This window comes from Bacteroidia bacterium (assembly GCA_039924845.1).
GTDB lineage: Bacteria > Bacteroidota > Bacteroidia > DATLTG01 > DATLTG01 > DATLTG01.
Genome location: JBDTAC010000006.1, coordinates 1 through 24,547, shown reverse-complemented (window position 1 = coordinate 24,547; position 24,547 = coordinate 1). Strand labels below are relative to the sequence as shown.

Genomic DNA, 24,547 nt, shown 5'->3' with positions numbered 1-24,547 from the left:
AAGTAAATAGCATTTTAAAAACGTTAGAAGATACAGCTCGCGGCACAGGAAATTTAATGCCTATTATTTTAGAAGCAGCCGAAAACTACGCAACACTCGGTGAAATTGCCGATACGATGCGAAACGTTTTCGGAGAATATAAAAATTAATTTTATTTTAAGGAATCAGGGGAATCTGCAGAAACCTTATTGGTATTGACAATAACGAAAATATCTTCGTTGTCTTTTTTCATTAAATATTTTTCGCGGGCAAATTTTTCTAAATTTTTCGGATTGGTTTTTAACTCTTCCATATCCGTTTTATTTTTTGCGATTTCACGAATGTAATATTGCTTCTCTTCCTTTAATTGAGTGATTTTATGGCTCATTTGTACTTGTGACAAAATATCATTTTTATCAAAAAATAATAGCCATAAAACCAATCCAAAAAATACGATAAAATATTTATTGCGAACGACAGAAATTGTTTTTTTGAGCATTTGAAAAAATATTTTTTCGAATGCCAAAACTAAGCAGAATTAATATCTCTAAAGGGCTCTTGTTTAAAACTCTTTCGCTTTGTTGATATGTTTGAACATTAAAAAACAGACAATGTTTTAAAAACATTGTCTGTTTTAATCCTCCGAAAAAAATTAATTTTTCGATTGAGGAACTTGTTTCGCAGAAGAAGAACCTTGTTCATTCACTGCCATTCCAGCTTTTTTACTGTGAGTTCCTTTTTTCTCAGCTGTTTTTTTCGTTTCATGTTTTTTCACTTCTGCTTTTTTCTCTGTTTTTTTCGCAGTGGTTTCGTGTTTCACTTCTTTTTTAGAAGTTTCTTTTTTTTCTTGTGCAGATACTGAAATACCTACTACTAATGCCAATCCTAACAAGGACATTTTAATTACGTTTTTCATTTTTTTAGTTTAAGATGATTTATTTTTCTCTGATTGAACTAACCAAATATAATGCCAAAAAATTTATCAGCAAGTTTTCAAAAAAATTATTTCCAATCATTTTCCAACAACTTTACTTTTTCTTTTAAAATTTTTAAGGTGAGATCAATCGTTGAAAGATGCGTTCTGAAAGACAAGACTGCCAAACGCAAAGTGTATTTTTTATGAATAATGGTAGAAGAAATAAATACGCGTCCATCTTTTTGCACTTCTTCCACCAAACGTTTATTGAAATTATCCGCATTGCCTTTTTTAGGAATGTAACGATACGTAACTACCGATAAATCGGGCACATTTCCAGTTTCAAAACCTATATTTTTAATCTCCTGATAAAAATAATTTGCCAACAATAATTTTTCTTCCAAAGCAGCAACAAAAGGTTTTGTTCCCAACAATTTCAGCGGAAGCCACATTCGTAAACCACGAAAATGCTTCGTTAATTCAGGAGATAAATCTGCAGGAGAAGGCTCATCCACACAATCTACCGCATCTTGCATATAATTGGCTTGATAATAATGTGCATCACTTATTGCTTTTTTATTTCTGACGAGTACCGCGCCCAGTCCGTAAGGCAGAAACAATCCTTTGTGTGGATCCATCACCAAAGAATCTGACTTTTCGATCCCTTTCATTTTTTCTTTTCCATGTTTTGTCATGAGAAAAAAACCACCGTAAGCCGCATCAATGTGATACCATAATTTATTTATTTTCGCGATTTCCGCAATTTCGTCCAACGGATCAACCGCTCCAACATCCGTCGTTCCTGCTGATGCAATAACCAACCAAGGTTGCAAACCATTTTTTTTGTCTTGAAAAATTAATTTTTCGAGCTCACTCGGAATGATTCTAAAATTATCATCCAAAGGAATATGGCGTTTCACACATTCTTCCAAACCCGCAATTCGCAAGGCTTTATCAATACAATGATGCGCATGTTCGGATAAATAAACCACTGTTTTTTCAATATCTTTCGATTTTATTTGATGTGCTTTTTTCGCGCTTACAATCGCAATCAAGTTAGCAATACTGCCACCAGAAGTCAAATTTCCAACCGCATCTTTTGGATAATCCACCAAATCCGACATCCATTTCAACAACATATTTTCCATTCGAACAGCGCCAGGCGAAGCAAAAAATAATCCAGCATAACGATTCGTAATATCCGCCATGTAATCGCCCAAAGCAGCGTAATAAATTCCACCACCCGGAATGTATCCCAAATGTCCGCCCGATGCAGGATTTAAACCCGGAGTATCTACGCTTTTTTTCATCAAACGAAGCGTTTTTTCAATATCCAAAGGCTTTTCCGAAATTGGCGATGTCAACAATTCTGCACCTTTATCGTGCTTTGTTTCAAAGGCTTTTATTGTTTCAATTTCGTTCAAAAAACTTTCGGTGTACGAAATTACTTTACCGCGAATTTTTTTTCGTTGCTTTTCATTCGGTTCCAACAAACGCGCTGTTTTTTCTAATTTTTTAATTTTTTCTATCATCTTTTTTTGTGAAAAACTTTGTTAAAAGTAGCGAGATTTTTTTTGTTAAAAGTCTTCTTTATTTCTCTTTCTTTGTTACGTGCATCCTTAAATGAACTGAAATCGTGAATCCATCGATTATTTTAGCATGTTTTGTACTCTATTCGGCTTTGTTATTTTTCATAACCTGGCTCACATCGCGCAACGCAACGAACGAAACTTATTTCACCGGAAATAAATCTTCCAAGTGGTACATCGTCGCCTACGGCATGATTGGCGCCTCTTTATCTGGCGTTACGTTTATGTCGGTACCAGGCTGGGTGGGCTCGACGCAATTTTCATACATGGTTATTGTGGTTGGCTATTTGTTCGGATACGCAGTAATAGCAACTGTTTTAATGCCAATGTATTATCGCTTACAACTCACTTCCATTTACGCGTATTTAGAACAACGTTTTGGTTTTTGGTCGTACAAAACAGGCGCGTTTTTCTTTATTATTTCGCGCATTATTGGCGCTTCTTTCCGAATGTTTTTGGTAGTTGATGTATTGCAAAAATTTGTGTTAGATTCTTGGCACATCCCGTTCGCTTTAACAGTCGCTATTTTCATCATTTTGATTCTTTTATACACTTACAAAGGCGGTATCAAAACAATCGTTTGGACGGATACTTTACAAACCACTTTTATGTTGCTCGGCGTATTTTTATCCATCGTCATTATCATGCACAAATTAAATTTTTCAATTAGCGGAATGCTTTCTGCCGTTGGAAATAGCGGCTTCTCAAAAATTATTTTTTCAGATTGGCACGACAAACATTTTTTCGTGAAAGATTTTTTTAGCGGAATGTTTATTTCCATTGTCATGACAGGACTTGATCAAGAAATGATGCAGAAAAATTTGAGTTGCAAAAATTTAAAAGAAGCGCAAAAAAACATGTTTACGTTTAGTTTTGTGTTGGTGATTGTGAATTTACTTTTTCTTTATCTCGGCGCTGTTTTATACCTCTACGCAAAACACCAAAGCATTGCTATTCCTAACAATACAGACATGTTATTTCCAACAATTGCAATAAACTATCTCGGTCCGTTTGCCGGACTCGTTTTTGTTATCGGATTGATTTCTGCCGCATATCCAAGTGCCGATGCGGCTTTAACAGCTTTAACTACTTCTTTTTGTATTGATTTTTTAGGCTTTCAAAAAAATAATTTTTCAGACGAGAAAAAAAAGGAGCGTCTGCGTTACACTGTACACATCGGTTTCGCGATTATTTTATTGATAACAATTGTTGTTTTTCGAGCCATAAATGATCAAGCTGTGATTCAAAAATTATTCAGTATCGCTGGTTATACCTACGGACCATTGCTCGGTTTATATGCTTTCGGATTGTTTATGAAACGACAAGTAAAAGATAAAGGCGTGCCTTTTATTTGCCTCGCTTCTCCCCTACTTTGCTATATTATCAGCGAAAATTCAGAAAAATTATTGAACGGTTATAAATTCGGATTTGAAATTTTAATTTTAAACGGATTGTTTACTTTTTGCGGATTATTATTTTTAAGCAGACGAAAAAAAGTCGTTTGAAAAAATATTTTTTCAAAGCATAAAAATCGTTTTCAAAAAAATAATTTTTACATTTACTAAAAATAAAATTTCGGCGAATGTCAAAATACACACGTATATTATCCATTGATGGCGGCGGAATACGCGGTATTTTACCAGGACAAATATTAGTTACGCTCGAAAAAAAAATTCAAGAAAAAGCACAAAATCCTGCTGCACTTTTAGCCGATTACTTTGATTTTATTGCTGGCACCAGCACTGGCGGCATTTTAACTTGCATTTATTTATTTCCAGATGCGAATAATCCAGAGCGTCCTTTATTTTCTGCAGAAAATGCCGTGAATCTATATTTACAAAGCGGTTCGGGTATTTTCAAATCCAATCTTGGTAAAAAAATAGAATCTTTAGGCGGCTTACGCGATGAAAAATATCCTGCAAAAACTTTGGAAAAACTATTACTTACTTATTTGCAAGATGTAAAATTGAGTCAGCTTTTGCGTCCTTGTATCATTACTTCGTACGATATTTTTAATCGCAATACGCATTTTTTTACGCAACACGATGCCAAAGCAAAACCTGGTTACGATTATTTTTTACGCGATGTGGCGCGTGCTACTTCTGCCGCTCCCACTTATTTTGAACCCGCTTTAGTAAAATCTATGTCCGAAGTTTCGTATCCTTTAATTGATGGTGGCGTGTTTGCAAACAATCCTGCTTTGTGTGCTTACGCGGAAGTACGACAAATTTTCAAAAAAGAAAACAGTGAAAAAGGTATTACCGCAAAAGATATGTTTATGCTTTCAATTGGTACCGGACAAGTTAAAAAGCCTTATAAATACAACAAAGCAAAAGGTTGGGGAAGTATTGGATGGGTGGAACCCGTGTTGGATATTATGATGTCGGGCGCGTCCGAAACGATTGATTTTCAATTGGCGCAACTTTTTGATGCGGCAGATGTTCCTCAAAATTACATTCGCATTGTACCTGAACTTGGCATGGCTTCATCCGATATGGACGATGTAAAACCTGATAATTTAATCGCCTTGAAAGAAGCCGGAATAGCTTCCGCAGAAAAGAATGATGCTGTTTTAGATAAAGCTGTTGAAATGCTTTTCAACGATTAAATTTATTCTATCTTTACACTTCAAAAAAATAAAAATTATGGAAACCAGCATCGTTGCTTACGTACTCATCGTAATTGTCATACTTCTCCTTTTTAAAGGAATTGTAACTGTTCAACAAGGCTACATTGCAGTGGTAACAGTTTTCGGAAAATACAAACGTATTATTCGTCCGGGATTAACTTTTATACTCCCTTTGGTAGAAAATATTTACCGTAAAATTTCCATTCAAAATCGCTCGGTAGAATTAGAATTTCAGGCAGTTACAGCCGATCAGGCAAATGTATATTTTAAAGCGATGTTACTTTTTTCGGTGCTCGATCAAAACGAAGAAACCATCAAAAATGTCGCCTTTAAATTTGTAGATGAAAAAAACTTGATGCAAGCGCTTATCCGCACAGTAGAAGGTTCTATCCGTTCTTACGTTGCCACAAAAAAACAATCCGAAATGCTTTCTTTGCGTAGAGAAATTATTATTTCTGTAAAAGAACAAATTGATAGAACCCTTGAAACATGGGGTTATCACTTACAAGATTTACAAATAAACGACATTACTTTTGATGAAGCGATTATGAAATCCATGTCGCAAGTAGTAGCATCCAATAACCTAAAAGCTGCGGCAGAGAACGAAGGACAAGCGTTACTCATCACCAAAACAAAAGCGGCGGAAGCAGAAGGAAATGCGATTAAAATTTCGGCACAAGCAGAACGTGAAGCTGCGCAATTGCAAGGACAAGGAATCGCGCTTTTTCGTGAGGAGGTCGCCAAGGGAATGAGCGTTGCAGCGAAAGAAATGCAAGATGCCAAATTAGATACCGGCGTTATTTTATTTACGATGTGGACAGAAGCGATTAAACATTTTGCTGAAAACTCTAAAGGAAATGTTATTTTCTTAGATGGCTCTCCAGAAGGAATGCAGCGCACCATGAAGGAAATGATGTCAATGAATAAATTAACAACCAATAATAATCCAGAATAATTTTTTTCAGCCGTTTTTAGGTCTTCAAAAAAATATTTTTTTGAAGACCTTTTTTTATACGAAATTTTGTGCTTCGAAAAAATAATTTTTCAAATGCTAAAAAATCTTGAAAAAATTGAAATTTTAAAACATAATTTTCAGTACGCTTTATACCTAAAAAGGCTGAATAAGCTTTTGACACCCAATTATTTTACAAAAAATACTTATTTTTGCCGAACATGGCGCGAATAGTAGCAATTGATTACGGAACAAAACGAGTAGGAATAGCGGTTACAGATGAATTTCAATTAATTGCAACCGCACTTACAACGGTGCATGCAACCGAAATTTTAGATTTTTTAAATCAATATTTAAAAACAGAAAAAGTAGAATGTATCGTAGTAGGCGAGCCGAAACAAATGGACAATACGCCTTCACAATCTGCACAAGCGGTAGAATTATTTATCAAGCAATTGAAGAAAAAATTTCCTGAGATGCCGATAGAAAGAATGGACGAACGCTTTACTTCTAAAATGGCTTTAAAAACAATGATTGATGGCGGTTCATCAAAAAAAGATAGACGCAACAAAGAAACTATTGATAAAATTAGTGCAACCATTATTTTGCAATCGTATATGGAATTAAAAACTTTAAAAAACGCTTCGAAATGATTTTACCAATTGTGGCTTACGGTCATCCTGTTCTGAAAAAATTAGGGGCGGAGATTGATAAAAAATATCCGAAATTAGACGAACTCATCGCCAATATGTTTGAAACCATGTACAGTGCCAAAGGTGTAGGTTTGGCTGCTCCTCAAGTGGGTGTTTCTGTACGTTTATTTATTGTGGATGCCGCGCCCTTTGCGGATGATGAAGACAAAAAGAAAACGGATGAATTTCTGAAAACGTTTAAAAAAGTGTTTATCAATGCACAAATTATTGAAGAAACGGGTAAAGAATGGGAATTTAACGAAGGCTGTTTGAGTATTCCTAAAGTACGCGAAGACATTGACCGGAAACCACATATTCGCATTCAGTATTACGATGAAAATTTTAATTTTTTCGATGAGAAATACAAAGGTTTGGCAGCGCGAATTATTCAACACGAATACGATCACATTGATGGAATTTTATTTACCGATCGCATGAATCCATTGCGTAAAAGATTGTTAAAACGAAAACTAAACGACATCTCCAAAGGAAAAGTGGAGGTAGATTATAAAATGAAATTCCCTTTAAAAAAATAAAAAAACAAAACTGATGAACATATCTAAAAAAATATTTTTGTACGCTTCTGCTTTATTGATAAGCGTTTCGGCTTGTAAACAAAATAGCAAAACAAGTTCAACTACTGCGCCTGATAAGGACACGTGTATTGCACAAATTAAAAAGTATGAAATACAAATGAAAGGTGAAACGCAACTCGACAATGCCACAGCTGTGAAAGCAATACAAGCATATACCGATTTCGCTTTTGCATTTCCGAATGATTCCAACGCTGCAGATTGTTTATTTAAAGCTGGCGAAGTATCTACTGCCATTGGTAAATATCCGCAAGCTTTGTCGTATTACCAAACGATTACTGGAAAATACCCAACGTATAAATTAATTGTAGAAAGCGTGTTTTTACAAGGATATATTTACGATAGCTTTTTAAAAGATACTGCAAAAGCGCATATTTTTTATCAGGAAGTAATTACGAAATATCCGAACGCAACCTTTGCACAAGATGCCAAAGCAGCCATCCAGAATTTGGGCAAAAGTGATGACGAATTGGTGAAAGAATTTGAAGCCAAAGATCAAAAAGAGATTAAAGCCGATTCGAAAAAATAATTTTTTGAAAATATTTTTTTATTTATTCAAAGGCTGTAGCTTCACAAACCATGACCGATTTTTTCAACAAAACAGAATACACACAAGCAGACATAGACCAACTTCTCCGTGATAAAACGGAGGAATCTTTAAAATTAGATTACAAAGAATCTGGAGCTCTCGAAAAAACAGACGGTAAAAAGAAAGAAATTTCCAAAGATGTTTCTGCTTTTGCAAATTCTGATGGAGGTCTTATAATATATGGAATCAAAGAAAAAGATAATTTACCTGAAAGCTTATCATTTATTGATGGAAATATTTTTACAAAAGAATGGTTAGAACAAGTTATTCAATCAACCATTTTTAATAAAATAGAAGGGCTTCAAATTTTTCCTATTCGATACGATGATGATCTTGCTAAATCCATATACATTGTAAAAATACCTAATGATGTTGCGGTACCACACATGGCTCATGATAAACGTTATTACCGCAGGTATAATTTTAATTCTGTGCAAATGGAAGAATATGAAGTAAGAAATCTTTACTTCAAAAAAGAAAAAACACAGTTAAAATTAGCAAGTCCTGAAATTTCTATAGCTCCAAATGGTTTTTATGACAAAAAGATTGGAAAATTAAAATTAAAAATGATTTTTCATATTGAAAATATCGGTAGCACAATCGAAAAAAATTACAAGCTCGAAATCGCTATTCAAGGAACAATTGTGAACTTCGGATTTCCTTTGGGTATTAATCCTATTGGAAGATTTTTCCTTAGAAATGAAAATAATTATCTAATATACTCAATTCCTAATACGAGCCCATTGTTCCAAAATGAAAAAAGTTCATATGGAAAATACGAATTAGATATTAAACATAATTCATTTTCAGCAGCCCAAAATAATCCTATTCGACTTAAACTTTATTATACAGGAGGGATAGAAGAATTAGAAATTGACCTTAATCCATATTTAATATACAATGATGAAGCTATAACAATAGAAGACCTTCAAGAGCAATAAAAAAGTCCTCTCTTTTGGAGAGGATTTAGGTGAGGCTATTTTTTTCACGCAGATTCTGAATCATTTCAGAATGACGGACATTTTATGTTTCAATTAACGAAAGAAGAAACAGATAATATGGTTCGCAAAATGCGATACCTTCCAAACAGCATCTTGGTGGTTCATTGCCGTATGTATTTACGGAACACGGTTTACTACAATTAACAAATGTTTTAAAAAGTGGGCGAGCAACGCAAATGAGTATTAAAATTATAGTAGTTTTTGTTAAAATGCGTGAAATACTACTAACACATAAAGTCATTTTAATTGAACTTGGAGTAATAAAACAAAAAACAGAAGTTAACAGCAATGATATTGAATTGATATTTAATTATCTGAAACAGTTGGAACAATCGAAACAGCATGAACTTCAATATCAAAATCGGGAAAGAATCGGATTTAAACAAGTGAATAAATAATTAGCTGCTTTAAGCGTTTCGTTCCGCTCCGCTTTTATTTACAGGCATCTCGCCGAAATCTGTTACATGAAAAAATAATTTTTTGAAGCTCAAATTTTCTTTACACAAAAATTAGCATCCTTCCTTTATCAAAAAAAGCACGAGCTCATCCACATTGATATTTTTTGCTTTCACCTTATAAGTAGCTTGCGAATAAAAGGTTTCACGACTGGAAAGATGGATAGAAATGTATTCTTTAAATTCTTCATCTGAAGAGAATTTTTCTAACAAAGGACGTTTTGTTTTAGCGTTTTTTAAGCGATTAAAAATTGTGTCCACACTCGCTTTTAAATAAATACTGATTCCATGAGAATGAATTAATTTCAGATTATCAAAAAAGCAAACAGTGCCGCCACCAAGCGCGACAATTGTATTGTCCTGCGCACAAATCTCCTGTAAATAAACGCGTTCTTTCTCTCGGAATTTGCCTTCGCCTTCCGTTTCAAAAATTTCAGCAATACTTCTGTTTTCTTTTTTTTCGAGGTACTGATCTAAATCAATAAATGGGCGGTTTAGCTTCGTCGCTAATTTTTTTCCAACAGTAGATTTTCCGCTACCCATATACCCTATCAAGAAAATATTCATACGTTCCAGTTTTAATTTATGTGTTTGAAAAATTATTTTTTCGAATGCGATTTTTAGAATTGAATTTTAAAGTACACATATCTTTTTTTTGATTTTTTCATTCTTGCTCTCGAATGAAAAATAATAAATTCCTCGCTTCAAAAAATATTTTTTTGGATTAAAAATAAAATCGTGTTCTCCTTTTTCAAAAAAATTATTTTTATACAATTGCAAAATATTTTCTCCTAAAATATTTTTTACACTCAAATTTACAAAATCGTCTTCTGATAAATTGAAAGCGAAATCAAACACGTCGTTCACTCTATTTTCTTGTGGAATTTCGGGTGCTGTAAGCATATTTTGAATACTTGGCAAGCCCAACATATTATCGTTTATTAATGCAGTAGCTATTTCCAAATGCCTTTTGTCGAGTTGCATCCAAATCGGACGAATCATTCTATTATCAACGCTTAATCCGACATAATCTCCAAAAAAAGTTTCAGCATCTGGCACAAAATAATTTTTATTGATTTTAAAATTACTAAACGTGTTTCCGCCATCCGTTGAACGCGCCATGTACACATCGGTAGTATCACCGCTATGTTCGCGCCTGTCGTAAAAAATACAATACACGTTTCCGTTGCTTTGATCAATGGTCATCCAAGTAAAAAATTGTTGTTTACCAGGTGCATCATTGTTCACGCGAATTGGCGAAGTCCACGATTCACCGCCATCACTTGATTTTATTAGCCAAACATCAGTATCTGTATTTCCATTTCGTTGATCCGTCCAGTTTACATAAATAGTTCCTCTGTAAATACTGTTGCTAATATCGCAAGCTGTTATCGGCAAACCGTTGGCACGATTAATTCCTGTAATTTCATAATCCCAACCACCTGGGATTTCGGCAATTTGTTTTTCATGTGGAAGCCATGTTTTTCCGGTATCATAAGATTTATTAAAAACCAATCCAGAAGGACCAGCCCAAGAAACATATATTTGTCCAGATGGTCCAACGCAAGGAACAGCGCCTTCTACCGTACTATCGCCATCCAAACAATTCCCAGCTTGAGAGCTGATGCGTTGCGCATACGTCCATGTTTTTCCGGCATCGCTGGAGCGCGAAAATAAAATAATGCTGCTGTCTTTTCGATTGGTGCTCGCATATTTATCGAATTGTGTCCAAGTTAAATAAATATTATTTTTATAATTGCTGTTTGTTAAATCAATTGCTCCCCAAGCTTTATCTTGATTTTTTTTCCCATTTAAACCCGTGTAAGTATCTTGCGTATAGTGTTTTCCGCCGTCAATGGATTTTTGACAAACAATCCGATCAATCCAATTTCCCATAAAAGGATATGAAAGATGTACAAAATAAAAATCGCCAGAACTATCTGCTAACACACATGGATCGCCCCAAACGCCACTTGTAGAGCTGAGGTAATTTTGCTGCCACGTTTTTCCGGAATCTTGCGAATAATAATAATTTTTGATATTCGCTCCAGCAGCTATTTCACTTGGATTTTTAGGATTTATGCAAATAGAAACTTCTTCGGGAGCGCGTGTGCTGTCAATAATCACATTTGTAAACTGCGCATTTATTTTTCCAGAAAGCGCTATCAGAAAAAAGACAGAAAAAAATATTTTTTTCATGGAAAATGTTACAATTCCTTAATGAATGTAATGCTTTTTTCAATTTCCGAAAACATAATTTTATCTTCGGTCAGAAAATTTATTTTTTTACGGTACGAAAAAATAATTTTTTCGATGACAGTAGAAGATTTTAATGGCTTTCTGAAGTCCAATGCCTGAGCGGCGCAGAATAGTTCTATTCCTAAAACACGCTCCACATTTTTTACAACTTGAAAACATTTTGTGGCGGCATTCGCGCCCATACTTACGTGATCTTCTTGTCCGTTTGAACTAACAATGGAATCAACAGAAGCAGGCGTACAATATTGTTTATTCTGGCTAACAATAGATGCTGCGGTATATTGCGCAATCATAAAACCGGAATTTAATCCGGTTTTTTTTACTAAAAACGGAGGCAAATCTCGTTGTCCTGAAATCAATAAATAAATTCTTCGTTCGGAAATGCTTGCCAATTCTGCTAAAGCGATGGCTAAAAAATCCAAAGCCAATGCCAAAGGTTGTCCGTGAAAATTTCCTCCAGAAATTATTTCATCTTCGTCTGGAAAAATAGTTGGATTGTCCGTTACAGAATTTATCTCTGTCAAAAATATTTTTTCAACGTAAGCGATTGCATCTTTAGAAGCTCCGTGAACTTGCGGAATGCAGCGAAAAGAATACGGATCTTGAACGTGTGTCTTTTTACGCTTTATTAATTCACTTCCTTTTAAAATTTGACAAATATTTTTTGCCGTTTCAATTTGTCCGTCATGCGGACGAACAGCATGTATTTTGGAATCGAAAGGATCAATGCGTCCGTCAAAAGCGTCCAAAGAAATTGCAGAGATAGTATCTGCGGCGGAACTTAAATTTTTGGCACGCAAGATATTCCAAATTCCGTACGCACTCATAAATTGTGTGCCATTCAGCAAAGCCAAGCCCTCTTTAGATTTCAGCGCAATCGCTTTCCATTTTATTTTTTTGTAAACGGATTCGGTAGATTGTTTTTTACCTTCAAAATAAACTTCTCCCATTCCGATTAAACACAAGGAAAGGTGCGCCAATGGTGCCAAATCGCCAGATGCGCCTAATGAACCTTGTTGAAAAATAACAGGTAAAATATCTGAATTAAATAAATCTATTAAACGTTGAACGGTTACTAATTGTACTCCAGAATGTCCGTAACTCAAGGATTGTATCTTCAGTAACAACATTAATTTTACAATTTCATGCGGTACTTCATCGCCTGTTCCGCAGGCGTGCGACATCACTAAATTTTCTTGTAATTTCTCCAATTCTTTTTCAGGAATAGAAGTATTGCACAAAGAGCCAAAACCTGTGTTGATACCGTAAATAGGTTCTTTTTGAGATTTTAATTTCTTGTCTAAATAATCACGACATTTTAAAATTCTTTTTTTTGCATCTTCTGATAAAACGAGCGAACGCTTCTCAGAAATTATTTTTTCAATCGTTTCGAAGGTAAGCTGCGAAGTAGAAATGGAATGTGTCGCCATATTTTTAAAAGATTTTTTTAGCGAAGGTTTTCGATGATTTGCTCTATCGAAATTTTTGTTTGTTCGCCTGAATTCATGTTTTTGAAAGTGAGCAAATGACTTTGCATTTCCTCTGTTCCAACTACTACCACATAAGGAATTTGTTTTTTATTGGCGTAATCGAATTGTTTTTTAATTTTTGTTTGGTCAGGATAAATCTCCGCGTTAATGCCTGCTGCACGCACTTTTTCGAGTAAAGGCAAACAATAATTTTGTTCTGCTTCACCGAAGTTTACAAATAATAATTTGGTAGATGCAGTAATGGTTTCAGGGAATAAATTCAGTTCGTTCAACACATCGTAAATGCGATCGGCACCGAAAGAGATTCCGACCCCCGACATATTGGGCAAACCAAAAATACCCGTCAAATCATCGTAACGACCGCCACCACAAATGCTGCTGGATAAAGTTCCTGCGTTCGCCTTTACTTCAAAAATGGCTCCAGTATAATAATTTAATCCGCGTGCCAGCGTAATGTCTATTTCTGTTTTTAATGTTTCTAATTTTAAATCGGAAAGTATTTTAAAAAGATATTCTAATTCTTGAATACCTATTAATCCGATTTCGGAAGTTGCTAAAAGTTGTTTCAAAAAATTAATTTTTTCAATATCATTTCCTTTAAAGTCAATTAAAGGTTGCAATTTTTCGATGGAAGATGCGCTCAGTCCATTTTCTTGAAGTTCTTTATTTACGCCATCTTTACCAATCTTATCTAATTTGTCAATCGCAACAGTAATGGTTACAATTTTTTCTTTTTCGCCAATTACTTCGGCAAGTCCAGATAAAATTTTTCGATTATTTATTTTCAAAACTGTTGAAATTTTCAGTTTTGAAAAAACAGTATCAATTAGTTGAACCAACTCGATTTCGTTCAATAAAGAATTACTTCCAATTACATCTGCATCGCACTGAAAAAATTCTCTGTAACGCCCTTTTTGCGGACGATCGGCACGCCAGACAGGTTGTATTTGATAGCGTTTAAACGGAAATGTAATTTCGTTTTGATGTTGCACCACATAACGTGCAAAAGGAACGGTTAAATCGTAACGAAGGGCTTTCTCGGAAATATATTTTGTGAAATTTTTTTCACCTTTATTTTTTTCTTCAACAATTTGTTCGTCATTTTTAAATTCAGAAAAAAAATTTCCAGAGTTGAGTATTTTGAAAATTAATTTATCGCCTTCTTCTCCGTATTTCCCCATTAATGTTTCCAAACTTTCCATTGCAGGAGTTTCAATTGGTAAATAGCCAAACCGCTGAAACGTTTCTCTTATCGTATCGAAAATATAATTTCGTTTCACCATTTCTTGTGGTGAAAAATCGCGTGTGCCTTTGGGAATGCTTGGTTTATTCAATGTTAAAAGTTCAAAAAGTTTTAAAGTTTAAAGATTGTTGTTAGCATTTAATTTTCTAACATTTCAACTTTAAACCTTCCAACTAAGTTATTTACTAAACCGCTAATTTTTTATAGCGAATTCTTTTTGGTTCCACGTTACCAAGGCGTTTCTTTTTATTTTCTTCGTATTCGGTATAACCGCCTTCAAAATAATACACTTGCGAATCGCCTTCAAAAGCTAAAATATGTGTGCAAATTCTATCTAAAAACCAACGATCGTGAGAAATAACTACCGCGCAACCAGCAAAATTTTCCAAAGCTTCTTCCAAAGCGCGCAATGTATTTACGTCAATATCGTTGGAAGGCTCATCGAGTAACAACACATTAGCTTCCGATTTTAACGTCAATGCCAAATGCAAACGACTGCGTTCACCGCCCGAAAGCACGCCACATTTTTTTCCTTGTTCCGTTCCGTTAAAATTAAATCGCGAAACATAAGCGCGCGAATTAATTGTCATTCCGCCCATTTCAATAATTTCATTTCCTCCGGTGATAACTTCATAAACCGTTTTATTCGGATCAATATTTTCGTGCGCTTGATCTACGTAAGAAACTTTTACGGTTGACCCAATTTTAAATTCGCCTGTATCGGGTTTTTCTTGTCCCATTATCATACGGAACAACGTTGTTTTTCCCGCGCCATTCGGACCAATAATACCAACAATTCCGGCAGGTGGAAGTTTGAAACTTAAATTTTCATATAATAATTTATCGCCAAAACCTTTCGAAATACCAACAGATTCGATGACTTCGCTTCCCAAACGCGGACCGTTAGAAATAAAAAGTTCTAATTTTTCTTCTTTCGATTTCACATCTTCGCCCAACATTTTATCGTAATTCTGTAAACGCGCTTTTGATTTTGCCTGACGACCTTTCGCGCCTTGACGCACCCAATCTAACTCGCGCGCCAATATTTTTTGACGTTTACTTTCCGTTTTTTCTTCCTGCGCTAAACGTTGTCCTTTTTGTTCCAACCACAACGAATAATTTCCTTTCCAAGGAATGCCTTCACCTCGATCTAACTCTAAAATCCAACCTGCTACATTATCCAAAAAGTAACGATCATGCGTAATCGCGATAACAGTTCCTTCATACGTTTTTAAATGTTGTTCCAGCCAATCTACAGATTCTGCATCCAAGTGATTCGTTGGCTCATCGAGCAATAAAATAGCTGGTTTTTGAATTAATAAACGACACAACGCAACGCGTCTTCTTTCTCCTCCCGAAAGATTTTTTACCGATACATTGCTCTCAGGACAACGCAAAGCGTCCATTGCCATTTCCAAACGATTGTCTAAATTCCACAAATCGTGTTGATCAATTAAATCGTTTAAGCGCGCCTGACGTTCAATGAGTTTATTCATTTCGTCATCGCTCATCGGCTCCGAAAATTTATTGTTTACTTCTTCGTATTCTTTTAAAATATCCACAAATTCTTGTGCGCCTTCGCGGACAATCTCGATAACGGTTTTAGAATTATCCAATTGAGGTTCTTGTTCCAAATAACCGATTTTATAACCGGGCGAAAAATGCAATTCGCCTTGATATGATTTTTCAACGCCCGCGATAATCTTCATCAGCGTTGATTTTCCGGAACCGTTTAAACCGATAATACCGATTTTGGCACCGTAATAAAATGATAAATAAATATCTTTCAGGATGGTTTTGCCTGTAGTCAGCGTTTTGCCGACTTTCACCATCGAAAAAATAATTTGTCTTCCTTCTGACATAGCTTTAGAAAATTAATTTTTTGGGAAGGCGAATATCGTAAAAAAAACTGATTTTTTTTGCCGATTTATTAATTTAAACAGTTTTTTGGATACTCCATTTTTTTAGAAGTTCGACAAATTCTGTTTGGATAGCTTGTGTTTTATCTCTTGCATACCACAAATGGAGGGAGGTTACAAATTCTTCATGAGTCGCTTCCGGAAATTTATTTTTATAATCAACAACCATATCTTGAATTATTTTTGGTCGAGGTCCCCAGGTACCGATAATTTTATTTGAATTTTCATCCAGGCAAATCAATTTGGGAATTGCTCTGTTTCCGTTGGTTAGAAACAAATCCATCATTTCTAAATTTTGATCTCTCAAAATTATTTTTAAATTAATGAGAGAATTGTATTTTGCCATTTTCGCAATTACAGGAAGACATTGTGCACCATCGCCACACCACGATTCAGTAATAACAATCCATTGATATCGACTTTTAATTAAATCTAACGAGTTTTTTAATTCTGAATTGAGTTCACATTGTTTATCAATTCTTTTAATACGTTGCGAATTAATTAGAGTAGCAGCAACGTGCTCATTTGTTTGTTCTCCAGTTGATTTATGTTCATTAGCAAGAGAAATGACAAAGCTTTTATACTCTTCATAACCATACAAACGGGTTATTGATTTCACTATTTCTGGCTTTAACATCACACTGCTTTTTTTGCGAAATTCGATAAAACTAAATTGTTCATTGATGATTTAAGTCATAGAATAAAATATATTTTTAATTCGGATAATATTATCCTATTTAAAAGAAAAAAGCTATACATTTGCGAACGCATAGCACTAAAAAATTATATTATGAATTCTAAAACACCACATTCTTTCCATATTCCTGTAATGGGATTGGGTTTTACAATCGATACGCCGGTGAAAGTTGCGAAATATGGTATAACATCGGTTGTGTCTATAATAGAAGATCATCTTATTGAGCGAATGAGAGAAATTCTTTGCAAACGTGAAAATCTTGAATACAAAGAAATTTCAGTTAGTGAAGAAGATTCTCGCGCAAAAAGAGTTAGGGCTTATCTCGATTTAATGGACTATATCGTAAGTAAGCAAATTAAAAATGTGAAGGAAGAGGATTTTAAAACAGATAATGATATCAATCAGTATTTCCAGATGCTTCCAGATCAATCGCTTCAAAAAAAATTATACAATTCTCTATCCACTTGTAAAGAGAATGAAAAAAGTGCCATTCAAAAAACTCTAAAGGAATTTATTGTGCCTGGCTTTATCGATGTAAATATTATGACTAAGATTGATAAAAAAAATTACGATAAAGACGGGAAAGAATTACCAATCGAATATTCTGATGCTTTAGCAGCTTTTCGAGGATATGCACAAAGCACATTAAATTCATCCATTATTTTTTCTGCTGGAATGAACCCTCGTTTATTCAGTTATTGCGAAAAATTTAATGATTTTTTTCCGGATACAAATGGGTTGATAAAGAAAAAAATAATTCTTAAAGTCAGCGATTATCGTTCGGCACTCATACAAGGAAAATATTTAGCTAAAAAAGGTTTGTGGGTTTCTGAATTCAGAATAGAGTCTGGAATAAATTGTGGCGGGCACGCTTTTATTTCAACTGGAGTTTTAATGGGGCCCATATTAGAGGAATTTAAGAATAAAAGAAATCAATTATTTGAAGAGCTTTTTAATGATTGCAAAAGTTCATTAGAAAAAGCCAATCGGTCTCCGTTCGTATTGGATCCTGAATTGAAAATAACAGCTCAAGGTGGTATTGGAAATGCAAATGAGGATACTTTTTTATTAGAATATTACAATTTAGATGGAACAGGCTGGGGTAGCCCCTTCCTTTTAGTTCCAGAAGCAACTAATGTTGATAGTGAAACATTGCAAAAACTGGCAAATGCAAAAAAAGAAGACTATTATTTGAGTCATGCTTCACCGTTGGGAGTTCCGTTTAATAATCTTAGAGATAGTAGTTCTGAAATTCAAAGAAAAAAGAGAATTTCAAAACATAGACCAGGAAGTCCTTGTTATAAAAAATTTCTCGTTTCAAATACAGAGTTTACAGAAGAGGCAATTTGTACAGCATCAAGGCAATACCAAAAATTAAAAATAGAACAATTAACAAACACTATTGAAGATAAGGAAATTTTAGGAGAAGAAATAGCTAAAATAGAAGAAAAGGATTGCTTGTGCGAAGGACTTGGTGCTCCTGCACTACTCAAAAATGAAACGAATCCTGCTCATAACTTAAGCGCAGTAACTATTTGTCCAGGACCTAATTTAGCTTATTTTTCTGGTACATTTTCTTTAAAACAAATGGTGGATCATATTTATGGCAGGCTTAATCTTTTAAATAATTTAAAAAGACCAAATCTTTTTGTAAACGAATTGCAACTTTATGTTGATTATATCAAAAAAGAATTTGAAGAGAACCTTAGTAAACTTTCAGAAAAAAAAGCAAATTATTTTCAGACTTTTAAAAATAATTTAATAGAAGGAATAGCCTATTATGAATCATTATTCTCGAAAATAATGGCTAATGATAAAGATTTTCAAAGAAATAATCTACAACTTTTAGAAATCATAAAAGAATCTCTAACTGAATTAAATGCAGTTGCTAATGTTTAACAATTAAAAATTACGTTATGAAAAATCTCGAAAAACGCTCATGGGCAGAACCCTACAAAATGAAAATGGTTGAACTATTAAAAATGACAACCAAAGCACAAAGAATAAAGGCTATTAAAGAAGCAGGCTACAATACTTTCTTGCTTAAATCAGAAGATGTATATATTGATTTACTTACAGATAGTGGAACAAACTCTATGAGCGATCAACAATGGGGCGCTTTTATGACTGGAGACGAAGCTTATGCCGGAAGTAAAAGTTATTATAAATTAGAGGATGCGGTTACAAAATATTATGGCTATAAATACCTTGTTCCAACACATCAAGGGAGAGCTGCTGAAAATATTATTTCAAAAATCTTAATTAAAAAGGGAGATATTGTCCCAGGCAACATGTATTTTACCACAACACGCTTGCATCAAGAACTTGCTGGTGGAATTTTTGCTGATATTATTATTGACGAGGCACACGATCCTTTAAACGAACATCCCTTCAAAGGCAATGTAGATATTTCTAAACTTGATAAATTAGTAAAGGAACATGGATCAAAAAAAATAGCTTATGTGAGCCTTGCTACCAATGTGAATTTAGCTGGTGGACAGCCCGTGAGTATGGCTAATATAAAGGAATTACGCGAATACACCAATAAGCATAAAATTAGGATTATACATGATATGACTCGCGTTGCAGAGAATGCGTATTTCATTCAGCAAAGAGAAAAAGGGTACGATAAAAAAACGATAAAGGAAATCGTAAAAGAAATTTGCTCTTACACAGATGGAGCAACGATGAGTGCAAAAAAGGATGCACTGGTAAATATTGGAGGTTTTATGGCAACCAACGAACCAGATGTTTTTGAAGAAGCAAGGAACTTGGTTGTTGTGTATGAGGGACTACATACATACGGTGGACTTGCAGGAAGAGATATGGAAGCAATTGCTGTTGGGATAGCAGAAGGCTTGGATGATAATCATCAGCGCGCAAGAGTTGGGCAGGTAGAATACTTAGGACATAAAATGATGGAGTATAATATTCCTATTGTAAAACCAATTGGTGGGCACGGCGTATTTGTGGATGCAAAAGCATTTTTACCTCATCTTACTCAAGATCAGTATCCGGCGCAAACTTTAACTACAGAAATTTTTATCGATTCAGGTGTTAGGACAATGGAGCGCGGAATTGTATCGGCTGGAAGAAAAGCAAATGGTGAAAATTATTATCCTAAGCTTGAACTTGTACGGTTTACCATTCCACGAAGAGTTTATACGCAAGCCCATATGGATGTGGTTGCAGAATCAGCTGCTGCAGTTTATGAAAGAAGAAAATCTATAAAAGGATTAAAGATGGTTTATGAGCCAAAGTATCTTCGATTCTTTCAGGCAAAATTTGAGAAATTATGAAATGGAAAAATGTACATGTGTTTTTAATTTTGTGTACTTCCTTTTTAATTTATTCTTTCAGCATCTACCTTCAACCTCTTTCAGCAAAAAAAGCAGAAGGGTTTGATGTAAAAAAAGCATCGGAAGGACATCTTGTTTGGCAAAAATATAATTGCCAGACTTGTCATCAGCTATATGGATTAGGAGGATTTTTAGGACCTGACTTAACAAATGTAATTTCCACTCAAGGTAAGGGAGAGCCTCTAATACGTGCTATGGTGAGCGCAGGGGCAAAACAAATGCCGGCTTTTAATTTATCTGAAGAGGAACTTAGTAACCTAATAGAATTTTTAAAATCAGTAGATAAAAGCGGGACCTCCGATCCAAGAAGTTTTAAAACTGAACGATTTGGAATGATCGAGCAAAATGAAAAAAAGTAAAATAAATATTGGTAATTTATTTTTACTAAGTGCTTTATCAATGTTAGCACTTTGTCTGTGTTTCGGTATATTGGCTGCAATTACATATATCTTTCCCTATTTTCTTAAAAACGAATTAGGTTTTGTATCTCTACGACCCTTACACGTTTCCTCTGCTATATTTTGGCTTATTTTAGGAGCAACAGGTTGCGTTTATAACGGTTTGCAATTATATACGGGACAAGCAATAATAAACAATAGATCCCTTATCCAGTGGGGTTTGTGGATATTAGCCATTGTTGGTATTTTATTTTCTTATTGCATAAAAAAATTTGGCGGAAGAGAGTATTGGGAATTTGATCCGATCTGGGCATTGCCTATTGTTATTGCTTGGGTACTCTTTCTTATAAATTTTATTTCTATAGTAAGAAAAATAAAATCATGGCCTGTTTATATCTGGATGTGGTTAACGGGTATTGTTTTTTTCTTATTTACATTTTTAGAAAACTACTTATGGATTTTCCCTTTTTTCAGAGAACACTTTATAACCGATATGACGATTCAGTGGAAAGTGAATGGTTCTCTTGTTGGCTCCTGGAACCAAATTCTATATGGAACAGCTATCTTTTTGATGGATAAAATTGAAGGCACAGAAACCACGGGGAACAGTAAACAGGCTTTCTTTATGTATTTCCTTGGTTTGTTTAACCTTATGTTTAATTGGGGGCATCATCTTTATACACTTCCAGGAGAGAATTACATCAGATATATAGGCTATATTGTCAGTATGACCGAGTGGATTTTTTTTATTAAAATAATATACGACTGGAAAAAAAGTGTGAGTAGCATACAAAAGAACTATCATTATTTTCCTTTTCGTTTTTTAATGGCTACTGATATTTGGGTCTTCCTTAACATGATACAAGCCCTTTTAATGTCGATCCCCGCTATAAATATTTATACACACGGAACACATGTAACAGTTGCCCATGCAATGGGTACCACTATCGGTATTAACAGCATGATTTTGTTTGCTGCCTGTTTTGAGTTTTTTAATTTTAAGTATATTGATAAGTCAAGAACAGCAAACTATTTAAATAAATTTTTCTGGGGGTTGCAAATAAGCTTATTTATTTTTTGGCTCTCACTCAATGCCGCAGGAGTGAAAAAAGGAATTTGGCAGATGAGTCTTCATCAGGTAAGTTATTCTGAGATGATGGAATCCTTACGCCCTTATTTTATCGTTTTTGGAATTGCCGGCATTGGACTGCTAATATGTTTTAGCTCAATTGCAATACTATTGATTAAAAACGCCTCAATAAAAAACGAGATTTATGAAAAATACAATTAACGTAGAAGATTTAAAAGTTGCTTTTAAATATAAAAGCAACAGTGAATTAAAATATACTTTTTACATTTTTAAAATCCTTCAATACCCACGCTTATTAAAACTGTTAATGAACTTAACAAACGGAATCTTAAAATACAACCTTCCTTTAAAATTTCTAATAAAAGGTACCGTGTTTAAAATATTTTGCGCTGGTGAAAGCATTAATGATGCCTTTATCCAAATAAAAAAATTAGGTAATTATAAGGTGAAATCAGTTCTTGATTATGTGTCGGAAGGAGAAAAGACAGACAGCGCATTTAACCGAAATGCAGAAATCATTATTAAAAATATTAATAAACTTGGTAAAGAGGCTCCAGATAATTATGTAAGTGTAAAAATTTCAGGCTTGGAAGATCCTGATTTTCTTAAAGAAATTAACAGCTCTGTTTTTCCAACAAATACATTATATGTAAAACGATTTGAAACTCTTTTAGAAAGAGTTAATTTAATTTGCAAAGCTGCAAGCGAGAATCATGTTGTTGTTTTCATTGATGCCGAAGATAGATACATGCAAGATATTTTAGATGCCATTACAGAATACATGATGCAAAAATATAACAAACAGCAGGTAATTGTTTTTAATACACTACAAATGTATCTTAAAGATAGACCAAAATATATTCAACGTTTGATTGAAGATGCTGAGACTGAAAAATATATTCCAGGGATTAAATTAGTGAGAGGTGCTTACGTTGAAAAGGAAAGAGAAATCGCACAAAAAGAGAATCGAAAATCTCCAGTTTATGATACAAAACAGCAAACAGATAATGCCTTTAACGAAGCCATTGAAGTGTGTCTAAGTCATTATCCGAAAATAAGGACATGTGTTGCGACGCATAATGATGAAAGTACAACTCATACCATTGAGTGCATGAAAAAATATAATATTGAAAATAATGCTGTTAAGTTTTCACAGCTTTTAGGAATGAGTGATAATCTTACTTTTAATTTAGCGGCTAATGGATACAATACTTCAAAATACTTGCCTTATGGCGAAGTTAAGAAGGCCATTCCATATTTAATAAGAAGGTCGGAAGAGAATTCATCCATTAACGGACAAATATCTCGAGAGTTAATGCGATTGAAAATTGAAATGAAAAGAAGAAAATTATCAAACTAAAAATATAAAATCATGGGAACATTCTTTTACGCAATTGTCGGACTTTTTTGGGCTTTTATTTCCTTATCAATAGGGAAATATATAACGGGATCTTTTTTTAACGATCGAAAACAAATTACAATTGGGTTAGGAGCAATTGTCGCTTCTTGCTTACTTGGACTTTGTTTTTTATTCGTAATAATTACACATTTATAATTTTTCAAGCAGTTATTTTTCCGAATACCATAGTATTTTCTTTCCTAATCCAAGCGAATTATCCGTATATTTTATAAACGTTAAACGTAACGCCCAAATGTATCCAGGCATTACTAAACTCATTACATAATTTTTTGTGTAAAAAGTAGGCAGTTCTAAATAATCTATTTCAGTAGGATTAATTAACTTGCCCGAAAACTGAATTCCTTTTACGTTAAGAAGGGTTACTGAATTTGGAAGTATGGCGCCTGATACAGGCACATCTGGTTTAATTAGCGTATCATGCGAAGTGCCAAAAGATGATTTAAATACAAGCATGTTATTTTTTTCATCATAAGCGTAAAAGCAAGTAATGCAATAAGGCATATTATCCGCTGTAACAAAGCAAACGGTTGCAATTTTGTTCTTTTTTAGAAATGATACAATTTTCTCATTTAAATCAGCCATGTTTCACTGTGTCTAAATTTAGCATTTCAAACTTAGATGAGAAATGACGTAAAAACTCTGTCTCTTCTGTTATTCTTAAACCACATGTTGTATCTTTATATTTAAGAATATTTTCAAAAACCTCAATTACGTATTCAATATGACTTTGCGTATAAACACGACGTGGAATTGCCAACCGAACCAACTCCATGGAGGCAGGAATTAATTTTTTATTTTCATCGTATTTGCCAAACATAACAGAACCAATTTCGCAAGATCTTATTCCGCCCATTAAATATAATTGACAAACCAATGCTTGTCCTGGATATTCATGAACTGGAATATGTGGATATAGCGCTTTTGCATCAATATAAACAGCATGACCGCCAATGGGCCAAATAAGCGGTATCCCCATTTTATGAAGTCGTTCTCCAAGATAATTAGTGCTGCTTATTCTGTATTTTAAATATTCATAATCAAAAACTTCGCGCAAGCCAATTGCAATAGCTTCCATGTCTCTGCCTGATAATCCGCCATAAGTTGTAAACCCTTCTGTAATAATTAATATTTTTTTAAATTCTTCAGATAAATATTTTTCTCGCATTACAACAAAGCCGCCCATGTTTACCAATGCATCTTTTTTTGCACTCATAACGGCACCATCACATAAAGAAAAAATTTGCTGGGCTATTTCTTTACAAGATAAATTTTCATAC

26 protein-coding genes are annotated in these 24,547 nt (G+C 34.1%); 15 read left to right on the top strand and 11 right to left on the bottom strand.

Annotation, left to right across the window (positions count from 1 at the left end; all coding sequences use genetic code 11):
* On the top strand, positions 1-149 hold a 149-nt coding region (locus ABIZ51_00925), incomplete at its 5' end, for a methylmalonyl-CoA mutase family protein (protein ID MEO7087337.1).
* Positions 150-151: 2 nt separating this feature from the next.
* Here ABIZ51_00925 and ABIZ51_00920 read toward each other — a convergent pair.
* The 3 genes from ABIZ51_00920 to ABIZ51_00910 all read right to left on the bottom strand — a co-directional run bounded on the left by ABIZ51_00920 (position 152) and on the right by ABIZ51_00910 (position 2,427).
* A complete protein-coding gene (locus ABIZ51_00920; protein MEO7087336.1) occupies positions 152-478 on the bottom strand; it encodes a septum formation initiator family protein in 327 nt (108 codons plus the stop codon).
* Positions 479-631: 153 nt separating this feature from the next.
* Positions 632-895 (bottom strand): hypothetical protein, encoded by a 264-nt coding sequence (locus ABIZ51_00915; protein MEO7087335.1) that lies wholly within the window; start codon positions 893-895, stop codon positions 632-634.
* An 86-nt stretch (positions 896-981) separates the two neighbouring features.
* Positions 982-2,427, bottom strand: a complete 1,446-nt coding sequence (locus ABIZ51_00910) for an aminotransferase class V-fold PLP-dependent enzyme (protein MEO7087334.1) — start codon at positions 2,425-2,427, stop codon at positions 982-984.
* 104 nt (positions 2,428-2,531) lie between these two features.
* On the opposite strand from ABIZ51_00910, the gene ABIZ51_00905 reads away from it, so the two are divergent.
* From ABIZ51_00905 to ABIZ51_00870, 8 genes are all read left to right on the top strand, one after another.
* A complete protein-coding gene (locus tag ABIZ51_00905; protein ID MEO7087333.1) occupies positions 2,532-3,989 on the top strand; it encodes a sodium:solute symporter in 1,458 nt (485 codons plus the stop codon).
* A gap of 77 nt (positions 3,990-4,066) precedes the next feature.
* Positions 4,067-5,092, top strand: coding sequence for a patatin-like phospholipase family protein (locus ABIZ51_00900; GenBank protein ID MEO7087332.1), 1,026 nt, complete (start codon positions 4,067-4,069; stop codon positions 5,090-5,092).
* 37 nt (positions 5,093-5,129) lie between these two features.
* Positions 5,130-6,068, top strand: a complete 939-nt coding sequence (locus tag ABIZ51_00895) for an SPFH domain-containing protein (protein MEO7087331.1) — start codon at positions 5,130-5,132, stop codon at positions 6,066-6,068.
* A 218-nt stretch (positions 6,069-6,286) separates the two neighbouring features.
* On the top strand, positions 6,287-6,718 hold the full coding sequence (ruvX, locus tag ABIZ51_00890) for a Holliday junction resolvase RuvX (GenBank protein MEO7087330.1): 432 nt from the start codon (positions 6,287-6,289) through the stop codon (positions 6,716-6,718).
* Positions 6,715-7,293 (top strand): peptide deformylase, encoded by a 579-nt coding sequence (gene def / locus ABIZ51_00885; protein MEO7087329.1) that lies wholly within the window; start codon positions 6,715-6,717, stop codon positions 7,291-7,293. The genes ruvX and def overlap by 4 nt, the downstream gene beginning before the upstream one ends.
* Positions 7,294-7,306: 13 nt before the next feature.
* A complete protein-coding gene (locus ABIZ51_00880) occupies positions 7,307-7,879 on the top strand; it encodes a tetratricopeptide repeat protein (GenBank protein MEO7087328.1) in 573 nt (190 codons plus the stop codon).
* Between the two features lie 50 nt (positions 7,880-7,929).
* Positions 7,930-8,880, top strand: coding sequence for an ATP-binding protein (locus ABIZ51_00875; GenBank protein MEO7087327.1), 951 nt, complete (start codon positions 7,930-7,932; stop codon positions 8,878-8,880).
* Between the two features lie 236 nt (positions 8,881-9,116).
* Positions 9,117-9,338: a hypothetical protein gene (locus ABIZ51_00870; protein MEO7087326.1), complete on the top strand. Its 222-nt coding sequence runs from the start codon at positions 9,117-9,119 to the stop codon at positions 9,336-9,338.
* Between the two features lie 111 nt (positions 9,339-9,449).
* Here the strand turns inward: ABIZ51_00870 and ABIZ51_00865 are convergent, their stop codons facing one another.
* The 6 genes from ABIZ51_00865 to ABIZ51_00840 all read right to left on the bottom strand — a co-directional run bounded on the left by ABIZ51_00865 (position 9,450) and on the right by ABIZ51_00840 (position 16,943).
* The gene (locus tag ABIZ51_00865; protein MEO7087325.1) at positions 9,450-9,962 is read right to left on the bottom strand and encodes a shikimate kinase; all 513 of its coding nucleotides are present in this window, start codon (positions 9,960-9,962) and stop codon (positions 9,450-9,452) included.
* A 66-nt stretch (positions 9,963-10,028) separates the two neighbouring features.
* Positions 10,029-11,594: a glycosyl hydrolase gene (locus ABIZ51_00860; GenBank protein ID MEO7087324.1), complete on the bottom strand. Its 1,566-nt coding sequence runs from the start codon at positions 11,592-11,594 to the stop codon at positions 10,029-10,031.
* 8 nt (positions 11,595-11,602) lie between these two features.
* Entirely contained in the window at positions 11,603-13,084 is a 1,482-nt protein-coding gene (gene hutH / locus ABIZ51_00855) for a histidine ammonia-lyase (protein ID MEO7087323.1), read from the bottom strand.
* Between the two features lie 17 nt (positions 13,085-13,101).
* Positions 13,102-14,478, bottom strand: coding sequence for a histidine--tRNA ligase (gene hisS / locus ABIZ51_00850; GenBank protein ID MEO7087322.1), 1,377 nt, complete (start codon positions 14,476-14,478; stop codon positions 13,102-13,104).
* 94 nt (positions 14,479-14,572) lie between these two features.
* Positions 14,573-16,249, bottom strand: a complete 1,677-nt coding sequence (gene ettA, locus ABIZ51_00845; GenBank protein MEO7087321.1) for an energy-dependent translational throttle protein EttA — start codon at positions 16,247-16,249, stop codon at positions 14,573-14,575.
* Positions 16,250-16,322: 73 nt separating this feature from the next.
* The gene (locus ABIZ51_00840) at positions 16,323-16,943 is read right to left on the bottom strand and encodes a thioredoxin family protein (GenBank protein ID MEO7087320.1); all 621 of its coding nucleotides are present in this window, start codon (positions 16,941-16,943) and stop codon (positions 16,323-16,325) included.
* Positions 16,944-17,096: 153 nt separating this feature from the next.
* Between ABIZ51_00840 and ABIZ51_00835 the strand changes: the two genes are divergently transcribed.
* Genes ABIZ51_00835 through ABIZ51_00810 form a run of 6 tightly spaced genes read left to right on the top strand, consistent with a single transcriptional unit; the run spans position 17,097 to position 23,405 of the window.
* Positions 17,097-18,902, top strand: a complete 1,806-nt coding sequence (locus ABIZ51_00835; protein MEO7087319.1) for a hypothetical protein — start codon at positions 17,097-17,099, stop codon at positions 18,900-18,902.
* Between the two features lie 17 nt (positions 18,903-18,919).
* Positions 18,920-20,302 (top strand): tyrosine phenol-lyase, encoded by a 1,383-nt coding sequence (locus ABIZ51_00830; protein MEO7087318.1) that lies wholly within the window; start codon positions 18,920-18,922, stop codon positions 20,300-20,302.
* Positions 20,299-20,721 (top strand): cytochrome c, encoded by a 423-nt coding sequence (locus tag ABIZ51_00825; GenBank protein MEO7087317.1) that lies wholly within the window; start codon positions 20,299-20,301, stop codon positions 20,719-20,721. Before ABIZ51_00830 ends, ABIZ51_00825 begins: the two co-directional genes overlap by 4 nt.
* The gene (locus ABIZ51_00820; protein ID MEO7087316.1) at positions 20,708-22,051 is read left to right on the top strand and encodes a cbb3-type cytochrome c oxidase subunit I; all 1,344 of its coding nucleotides are present in this window, start codon (positions 20,708-20,710) and stop codon (positions 22,049-22,051) included. Before ABIZ51_00825 ends, ABIZ51_00820 begins: the two co-directional genes overlap by 14 nt.
* Entirely contained in the window at positions 22,035-23,210 is a 1,176-nt protein-coding gene (locus tag ABIZ51_00815; GenBank protein MEO7087315.1) for a proline dehydrogenase family protein, read from the top strand. Before ABIZ51_00820 ends, ABIZ51_00815 begins: the two co-directional genes overlap by 17 nt.
* 12 nt (positions 23,211-23,222) lie before the next feature.
* Positions 23,223-23,405 (top strand): hypothetical protein, encoded by a 183-nt coding sequence (locus tag ABIZ51_00810; protein ID MEO7087314.1) that lies wholly within the window; start codon positions 23,223-23,225, stop codon positions 23,403-23,405.
* Between the two features lie 12 nt (positions 23,406-23,417).
* Here ABIZ51_00810 and ABIZ51_00805 read toward each other — a convergent pair whose 3' ends face one another.
* Positions 23,418-23,852: a hypothetical protein gene (locus ABIZ51_00805; protein MEO7087313.1), complete on the bottom strand. Its 435-nt coding sequence runs from the start codon at positions 23,850-23,852 to the stop codon at positions 23,418-23,420.
* Positions 23,845-24,547, bottom strand: a 703-nt coding sequence (locus tag ABIZ51_00800; GenBank protein ID MEO7087312.1) for a tryptophanase, incomplete at its 5' end; no start/stop codon positions are given. The genes ABIZ51_00805 and ABIZ51_00800, both read right to left, overlap by 8 nt.